We start from the raw sequence: 8229 nt of genomic DNA, 5'->3' as shown, positions 1-8229 counted from the left end.
ACATGGCCGGCTGGCTCGATGAGTTCTCTCATTCGCGCGTGACGGACGTCGAACCGCACACCGATTCCGTAGCGGGCGCAGCTAGCGTCTGTGATGACGAGGCGGCGGGGGAGCGTCCCCGACTCAGCCTGGTGGTCAACGGTTTCGAAGAAATGTTCGACAATATCGAAGAACAGTGGCAAGAGCGCGCGCTGTGCGCGCAGACCGACCCGGAGGCGTTCTTCCCAGAGAAGGGCGGCTCGACCCGCGAGGCGAAGCGCATCTGTCAGGGCTGTGAGGTGCGCGATGAGTGCCTCGATTACGCCCTTGCGCACGACGAGCGGTTCGGGATCTGGGGCGGCCTGTCCGAGCGTGAACGCCGGCGCCTGAAGCGCGGCATCATCTGAGCTAGCCCGCTGCATGGGTGGTTCGGCCGATTCTGCGCGCTGCGCGGTTTAGGCCGGACCCTGGCGGTCTAATTCAGGCCAGATCCTCCGGCGGAGCCGGGTCGATGACGTCCGGGTCCACGCCGAGATAGGTCGCGACCTGCTGCACGAGTACTTCGTGCAGGAGATCAACGAGATCGTCGGGATCTTTCGCCCGCATCTCGAGCGGCCGCCGGAACAGCACGACCCGGGCGCGCGTTGCTTTGCCGCGCCGGTCCACGCCGGCGGGAACGAGCCGCGACAGCGGTACCGGCCCGTCCGCGATCACCTCGTCCGGCCAGGTAACCGATTCCGGATCGAGCGGGCGGATCTTCGGTACCTCGTCGACAGCGATATCGAGCTTGGTCAACCGCTCGTGCCAGGCGGCGTCGACCGGGGCGAATGCCTCGAGCACAAGCAGGTCGAATTTTTCGCCGCGGGTTCGCCACGCGGGAACCGACCGGGGTAGCACCGGACCCCGCAGTCCGCGCCCATGGCGGGTCACCGAACGGGCCGTGACCGGTCGACGGTTGCGTGCGCGAGCCATGGGAGAAGCGTAGAGCGCCGACCCAGGGCATCGACACGAGGGCGGGCGCGGCGCGGCACCGCGGAGGGCACATTTTTCGAGACCAGATCATCGCCCGACTACGGTGTGTCCGAATAGGTTCGAGGTTCCGCTACAGCTACGCTCCACTACGTGAGAGCGTTGCGTCGCTGCTGCAGGCCAGGGTGCAAGAATCCCGCCGTTGCCACGCTGACCTACGTCTATTCCGATTCCACCGCGGTCGTCGGTCCGCTTGCGACCGTTGATGAGCCGCACTCGTGGGATCTGTGCGAAATGCACGGGTCGCGGATAACCGCGCCCAAGGGCTGGGAGTTGGTGCGTCACGAGGGTGCGTTCGCTTCGCAAACGCCCGACGAGGACGACCTGACCGCGCTCGCGGAAGCGGTGCGCGAGGCCGGCCGGCCGAGTCCCGGGGACCCGTCCTACCGCGGCTACACCGAGTACACGCCGCCGCAGGCACCACCGCCGCCTGCTCCGCGCACCGGCCGCCGTGGGCACCTGCGCGTGCTTCCCGATCCAACGGATTGATCGCCGCGCTCGCTGCCGGGTCAGCTACCGGCGAGTTACATGTGTGCCTGAGGGCATCCGCCGGGGCATTAGTCTGTGAGCCATGACAGTGGCTCGTTCTGCTGAGCTCGTAGGCGCGGTTATCAAGGCCTACGACGTGCGCGGTGTAGTGGGGGATCAAATCGACGCGGATTTCGTCCGTGATGTCGGTGCGGCATTTGCGCGCCTGGTGCGCGATGGCGCCAGCCGCGTCGTCGTCGTCGGCCGCGACATGCGCGCGTCCTCACCGGAATTGTCCCGCGCATTCGGTGAAGGAGTCACGTCGCAGGGCCTCGACGTCGTCGAGATCGGCCTGGCCTCCACCGATCAGCTCTACTTCGCCTCGGGCCGGCTCGACTGCCCGGGCGCAATGTTCACCGCGAGCCACAACCCGGCGCGCTACAACGGGATCAAGCTGTGCCGCGCGGGTGCCAAGCCGGTCGGGCAGGACACCGGACTCGCGACGATCTCGGCCGAGATCGTCGCCGGCGTGCCGGATTTCGACGGCCCGACCGGTCAGATCACCCAGACCGATGTGCTGGCCGACTACGCAGAGTTTCTGCACAGCCTTGTAGACCTGAGCGAGATGCGTCCGCTGCGCGTTGCCGTCGACGCCGGAAACGGCATGGGTGGGCACACAGTGCCAGCGGTACTCGGTTCGCTGCCGATCACGCTCGAGCCGCTCTACTTCGAGCTCGACGGCACGTTCCCCAATCACGAAGCGAACCCGCTGGATCCGGCCAACCTGGTGGATCTGCAGAAGTTCGTGCGCCAGACCGGCGCCGATATCGGCATTGCCTTCGACGGTGACGCGGACCGCTGCTTCGTCGTCGACGAGCGGGGCGAGCCCGTGTCGCCGTCCGCGATCACCGCGCTGGTCGCGGAGCGTGAACTCGGCCGTGAGACCGGGGCGACGGTCATCCACAACCTGATCACCTCGCGCGCGGTGCCGCAGCTCGTCAAGGAACTCGGTGGCACGCCGGTGCGCACGCGCGTCGGGCATTCGTTCATCAAGCAGGAGATGGCCACCAGCGGTGCGATCTTCGGCGGCGAACATTCGGCGCACTACTACTTCCGCGACTTCTGGGGTGCGGACTCGGGCATGCTCGCGGCGCTGCACGTGCTCGCCGCGCTCGGCGAGTCGGACCGCCCACTCTCGGAACTGACCGAGTCCTTCGAGCGCTTCGCCGCCTCCGGTGAGATCAACTCGACGGTCGCCGACGCGGCAGAGCGGACTCGCGCGGTGCTCGAGGCGTTTCGTGCGCGGACCGTCTCGGTTGACCGCCTCGACGGCGTGACAGTTGACCTCGGCGAAGACTCCTGGTTCAACCTGCGCGCGTCCAACACCGAGCCGCTGCTGCGGCTCAATGTCGAGGCACGTACCACTGAGCAGGTGGATGCGCTGGTGGCAGAGATCTTGTCCATCGTCCGCGCATAATTGGGATAGTGGAGTCAGTCCCGCCCATTCCGAATGATCCGGCGGAATCGCGTGTAGCCGGCCGAGCCCAAGGAAGGACGGTCCGAACCCGATGACCGCATTTTCCGTGCTCGATCTCGACGACGCCGCGTCGCTCGAGGCAGCCGACGCCGAAGGTCGGTTGCGTGCCGCGGCGCTCGGTGGCGCGCAGGTCCGCGCGGTTGCCGCGGCAGTGCGCGAGGACGTTCTCGCCCGACTCAACGACCTCCGTCCGCGCAGTTTGCTGCTGGTGACGGGCCCCGGACGGGCGACGCGGGCGGCCTCGCTGCTCGTCGCCGCACTCGGGGACGGCGCCGGGTTGCCGATCGTGCATGTCGCCACGACGCCGCGTTGGGTGGGACCACTCGACGTCGTTGTCGTCGCGGGTGACGATGCCGGTGATCCGCGCCTGGCCGAGTCCGTTGCCCAGGCATTGCGGCGTGGTGCCGAGGTCGTTGTCGCGGCACCCGACGAGGGTCCGTTGCGGGCCGCGGCCGCGGGTCGCGCCACGTCGGTACCGCCCCGGATTCGGGTGCTCGACCATCACGCGATGCTGCGCTACCTCGCGGTGTGCATTGCGGTGCTCGCAGTCGTGGACCGGTCCGCGAGCGGCGCGCGAGTACCCGATCTCGACCGGCTCGCCGACCTGCTCGATGCCGAGGCGATCCGCGACCATCCGAGCAACGAGGTCTTCCACAACCCCGCCAAGTCTCTTGCGGCCCGCATGCAGAACCGGCGTGTGGTGCTGGCCGGGGATGCCCCCGCCACGAGCGAGGTCGCACTGCATGCTGCCGAGGTATTGCTGCGCGAGACGGGAACTCCCGCCGCTGCTGCGGATCTTGCCGATGCGGTGGCAACGGCCGAATTCGGCGGTGATTCGGCGCCTGCCGGCTACGACCCCTTCTTCCACGACGACCAGATCGACGGCCCTGCACCTCAGGCGCCGCTGCGCGTTTTCGTGCTCAGTACGGAACAGAACCGCTCGGCGGTCGAGCGCCGATTCGCCATCCTCAACGATGCCGAACTCGTCGCCGCGGAATCGGACGACGCCCCGGAGGCGATGCCGGACGCGCCCGCCGGCACCGGTTCCGGACCTGGCAGAGTAATCGAGGAATTGGCCGTTCTTGCGGTCCGGTTGGAGATGGCCGCCGCGTACCTGCGGCTGATCTCCGGTACCGGCGAACGGTCCCTGGTGCCGGGTACGCAGAGCGAGGAGGAGTCCGTCTAGTGCGCCTACTCCATGGTGCGCTGCGGTCATACGCTTGGGGGTCGCGAACCGCGCTGGCCGAGCTGTGTGGCCGCCCTTCGCCGTCGGCACATCCCGAAGCCGAACTGTGGTTCGGCGCGCATCCGGCCGACCCGGCGTGGATCGAGGGTGCGGAGGGCAAGATCTCGTTGCTCGACCTGATCACCGACGATCCCGACGGCCAGCTCGGTGCGCGCGTCGCACCCCGCTTCGGCAAGCGTCTGCCATTCCTGTTCAAGCTGCTCGCCGCCGAGGAACCGCTTTCGTTGCAGGCTCATCCGAGTGCCGCGCAGGCCCGAGACGGCTTCGAGCGGGAGAACCGCGCCCGGGTGCCGCTCGACTCGCATGTGCGTAACTACAAGGACGAGAGCGCGAAGCCGGAACTCGTCGTCGCGCTCGGGCCGTTCGAGGCACTCGCCGGATTCCGCGACCCGCACGAGACGGTCGCCCTGATGCGCGCGATCGATGCCCGCTCGCTGGACACCTACGTTCATCTGCTCGACGGGCAGCCCGACGCGTCGGGTCTGCGCGCGCTGTTCACCACCTGGATCACCCTTCCCCCACCGGCTTTGGCGATATTGCTCGACGACGTCCTCGACGGTTGTGTGCGGTATCTGTCCGGTTCCGCTGGTGACAGCGTTCGCTTCGCGCGCGAGGTCCGGACCGCGCTCGAACTCGCCGGTGCCTACCCGAACGACGCGGGCGTGCTGGCATCGCTGCTGCTGAACCGGATCTCGCTGCAGCCGGGAGAGTCCATTCACCTCGACGCCGGCAACCTTCATGCCTACCTGCACGGCATGGCCGTGGAGGTCATGGCGAACTCGGACAATGTGCTGCGTGGCGGGCTCACCCCCAAGCACGTCGACGTCCCGGAACTGTTGCGAGTGCTGGACTTCGAGCCGACCCCGATGACGGTGTGCCGCAGCACCCCCACCGCGGACGGCCGCGGCGGGCGGTTCGTGGCCAATGTCGACGAGTTCGCGCTCACCTGGCGGGAGTGCGTGGCCGACGAGTCGGTGCCGATCGCTGCCGACGGCGGTCCGGGGATCGTGGTCTGCACCTCGGGCACGGTGGAACTGCAGTGGGCGGGCGAGCCGACGGACCCGGCACGCGCCGGCGCGAGCGTCGTGCGCCTAGAGCGCGGTGCGGCGGCGTGGATCTCGGCGTCGGACCCCGATATCGAGGTGCGCGCGCAGACAGCGGCCGCTCAGGTTTTCCACGTGACGGTCGGCAGCCTGCACGAGACCGGGAAGCCGGCCGAGGTCTAACCGATCGCGGTCGCGAAGTTCGTGGGTTTTCTCATAACCGGCTCGTCTTCGATGCTCGCGGAATCGGTGCACTCGGTCGCCGACACCTCGAACCGGGGCCTGTTGCTGCGGCCTTTTCCTCGCCCTCGGCGCGTCGGGCTCACCGTGGTCACCGACGATCCGGTGTGGGACGGCATCGGCACGCTGTGCATCGGCGTGCTCCTCGGCCTGATCGCGATCGTGCTGATCGTCGAAATGCACAGCCTGCTCATCGGCGAGGGTTTCATCTACCTCGAGCCGGACCTCTACCGGACGCAGGGACAAGCGCTGCCTTCCTGATCTTGATTACGACGCGTACCGATTGGGCATGAGTAGGCACGAATACCACGCTCATCGGGCAGTCCCGGGCATACGCTCGTCACAGCTCAGCTGCATGTGACGGCTCGACCGAGCGGCGGATCAGACGGCTCGAACCCGAGCTGTTGGTGACCCCGACCAGGTGTATGCCCACGGCGAGGAGGCTGCCGAATGTCCATCGAGGGACGCGAGGAAACCACCCGAAGGCAGAACTCGATCTTCCGGCGCAAGTCGGTCGAGCAATCGATTGCCGACACCGACGAACCGGATTCGAAGCTCCGCCGGGATCTGACCGCATGGGATCTGACGGTCTTCGGCGTCGCAGTGGTGATCGGCGCCGGCATCTTCACGCTGACCGCGCGTACCGCGGGCAACGTGGCCGGACCGTCGGTTTCGGTGTCGTTCGTCATCGCCGCGATCGCCTGCGCGCTCGCGGCGTTGTGCTATGCGGAGTTCGCTTCTACGGTCCCCGTGGCCGGAAGCGCCTACACCTTCTCCTATGCGACGTTCGGTGAGTTCGCGGCGTGGATCATCGGCTGGGACCTGATCCTCGAATTCGCGCTCGCGGCATCGGTTGTCGCGAAGGGTTGGTCGCTCTATCTCGGCGAGGTGTTCACCGGAATCGAGGGCACGGTCGAGATCGGTGGCCGCGACTTCGACTGGGGCGCAGTGCTGATCATTGCCGTCCTCATCACCATTCTCGTCACCGGCACGAAGCTGTCGTCGCGGGTGTCGGCGGTGATCACCGCGATCAAGATCGCAGTGGTGCTGCTGGTGATCGTGGTCGGCATCAAATACATCGACACGGCGAACTACAGCCCATTCATGCCGGAATCGGTGCCCGGCGAAGGCAAGGAAGGCATCCACCAGACCGTGTTCTCGTGGATGACGGGTGCGGGCAACAGCACCTTCGGCTGGTACGGCATGCTCGCTGCCGCGAGCCTGGTCTTCTTCGCGTTCATCGGTTTCGACATCGTCGCCACCACCGCGGAGGAGACCAAGAACCCCCAGCACGCGGTGCCGCGCGGCATCCTTGCCTCGCTCGCCATCGTCACGGTGCTCTATGTCGCCGTGACGCTCGTGTTGACCGGCATGGTGCCCTACACGGATCTGTCCGGACCCGACGCGACATTGGCGACGGCGTTCGCGATCCACGATGTCGAATGGGCAAAGGATGTCATCTCGATCGGAGCGTTGGCCGGTCTCACCACAGTGGTGATGGTGCTGCTGCTCGGCCAAACCCGGGTCCTGTTCGCGATGTCCCGTGATGGCCTTATCCCGCACGCCCTTTCGCACACCGGCAAGCACGGCACGCCCGCCCGGATCACCCTGCTCGTCGGTGGGGTGTGCGCCGTTCTCGCCGCGTTCGTGGGGATCGGCGCGCTCGAGGAGATGGTCAACATCGGCACGCTGTTCGCGTTCGTGCTGGTGTCGATCGGCGTGATCGTGCTCCGGCGTAACCGGCCCGATCTCGAGCGCGGCTTCCGGGTGCCGTTTGTGCCGCTGGTCCCGATCCTGGCGGTGCTCGCATGCTTCTGGCTGATGCTGAACCTGTCGATCCTGACCTGGGGACGGTTCCTGCTCTGGATGGCGATCGGCGTCGTCGTCTACTTCGTCTACAGCCGGCGGCACTCGGTGCTCGGAAAGCGACAGGCGGCATATGCCCATCTGCCCACGGACCCCACCGGTCACGCTGGAAGCGAAGGCGATTGATTTACAAAATAGCTCATTTTGTCTAGACATCCTACAAACTGCTCGGTAATGTCCACTATTGTTGGTGTTCCGGCTCACACCTGAGCCGGCCTTCGATGGGAGACGGGATGTCCACGCACTCGCAGGTCGAACAGCCGAATGTCGTACCCGGTTGGCGCGACACGAAGCGCTACATGTGGTTGTGGGGGTTGTTCGCGCCCACCGCACTGTTGATCGCGCTGCCGATCGTGTGGGCGCTGGAGAAGGCCGGCTTGGGTGCGGTGGCCAGTGTCCTGTGGTGGATCGGGCCGCTGCTGATCTACGTGCTCATCCCGATCGCCGATGTGTTCTTCGGCCCGGACGGCAACAACCCGCCGGACGAGGTGATGGACCACCTGGAGAACGACAAGTACTACCGCTACCTGACGTACGCATTCGTGCCGCTGCAGTACGTGACGCTTGTGCTGGCCTGCTACCTGATCACCGCATCCGACCTGAGCTGGCTCGGTATCGAAGGCGGCCTGGGCACAGTCAGCAAGATCGGCCTGGCGATCAGCGTCGGCTGCATCGCGGGCATCGGCATCAATACCGCTCATGAACTCGGCCACAAGAAGGTCGACCTCGAGCGCAAGCTGTCCCGGATCACGCTCGCGCAGAGCTGCTATGGACACTTCTACATCGAGCACAACCGTGGCCACCACGTGCGCGTCGCGACA

General features: G+C 66.6%; 8 protein-coding genes and 1 pseudogene. 8 read left to right on the top strand and 1 reads right to left on the bottom strand.

The genetic code is table 11. The features are described 5' to 3' along the window. Window positions 1-152: 152 nt before the first annotated feature. Window positions 153-386: a WhiB family transcriptional regulator gene (locus A8G08_RS21915; RefSeq protein WP_169823356.1), complete on the top strand. Its 234-nt coding sequence runs from the start codon at window positions 153-155 to the stop codon at window positions 384-386. Between the two features lie 73 nt (window positions 387-459). Here A8G08_RS21915 and A8G08_RS21910 read toward each other — a convergent pair whose 3' ends face one another. Next, window positions 460-951, bottom strand: coding sequence for a metallopeptidase family protein (locus tag A8G08_RS21910; protein ID WP_068278831.1), 492 nt, complete (start codon window positions 949-951; stop codon window positions 460-462). A 150-nt stretch (window positions 952-1101) separates the two neighbouring features. Here A8G08_RS21910 and A8G08_RS21905 point away from each other — a divergent pair, with 150 nt between their 5' ends. From A8G08_RS21905 to A8G08_RS21875, 7 genes and pseudogenes are all read left to right on the top strand, one after another. Further along, entirely contained in the window at window positions 1102-1497 is a 396-nt protein-coding gene (locus A8G08_RS21905) for a DUF3499 domain-containing protein (protein ID WP_068278829.1), read from the top strand. 88 nt (window positions 1498-1585) lie between these two features. Continuing rightward, on the top strand, window positions 1586-2953 hold the full coding sequence (locus A8G08_RS21900; RefSeq protein ID WP_068278832.1) for a phosphomannomutase/phosphoglucomutase: 1368 nt from the start codon (window positions 1586-1588) through the stop codon (window positions 2951-2953). A gap of 91 nt (window positions 2954-3044) precedes the next feature. Beyond that, window positions 3045-4199, top strand: a complete 1155-nt coding sequence (locus tag A8G08_RS21895; RefSeq protein WP_068278828.1) for a tobH protein — start codon at window positions 3045-3047, stop codon at window positions 4197-4199. Beyond that, the gene (gene manA / locus A8G08_RS21890; RefSeq protein ID WP_068278826.1) at window positions 4199-5485 is read left to right on the top strand and encodes a mannose-6-phosphate isomerase, class I; all 1287 of its coding nucleotides are present in this window, start codon (window positions 4199-4201) and stop codon (window positions 5483-5485) included. The genes A8G08_RS21895 and manA overlap by 1 nt, the downstream gene beginning before the upstream one ends. A gap of 3 nt (window positions 5486-5488) precedes the next feature. Further along, a pseudogene (locus A8G08_RS21885) lies at window positions 5489-5746 on the top strand (cation efflux transmembrane domain-containing protein); the annotation flags it as partial. 246 nt (window positions 5747-5992) lie between these two features. Beyond that, on the top strand, window positions 5993-7534 hold the full coding sequence (locus A8G08_RS21880; RefSeq protein WP_068278823.1) for an amino acid permease: 1542 nt from the start codon (window positions 5993-5995) through the stop codon (window positions 7532-7534). A gap of 107 nt (window positions 7535-7641) precedes the next feature. Then, window positions 7642-8229: fatty acid desaturase family protein (locus tag A8G08_RS21875; RefSeq protein ID WP_483757020.1), on the top strand; the 588-nt coding region annotated here is incomplete at its 3' end.

The organism is Aldersonia kunmingensis (genome assembly GCF_001646865.1).
Classification (GTDB): Bacteria; Actinomycetota; Actinomycetes; order Mycobacteriales; family Mycobacteriaceae; genus Aldersonia; species Aldersonia kunmingensis.
This window is presented reverse-complemented; position numbering and strand designations above follow the sequence as displayed.

What these genes read in the sequence shown, in the direction of transcription:
- A8G08_RS21910 (WP_068278831.1), bottom strand. Translation starts at nt 951, where the DNA reads ATGGCTCGCGCACGCAACCGTCGACCGGTCACGGCCCGTTCGGTGACC.
- A8G08_RS21880 (WP_068278823.1), top strand. Translation starts at nt 5,993, where the DNA reads ATGTCCATCGAGGGACGCGAGGAAACCACCCGAAGGCAGAACTCGATC.
- A8G08_RS21915 (WP_169823356.1), top strand. Translation starts at nt 153, where the DNA reads ATGTTCGACAATATCGAAGAACAGTGGCAAGAGCGCGCGCTGTGCGCG.
- A8G08_RS21895 (WP_068278828.1), top strand. Translation starts at nt 3,045, where the DNA reads ATGACCGCATTTTCCGTGCTCGATCTCGACGACGCCGCGTCGCTCGAG.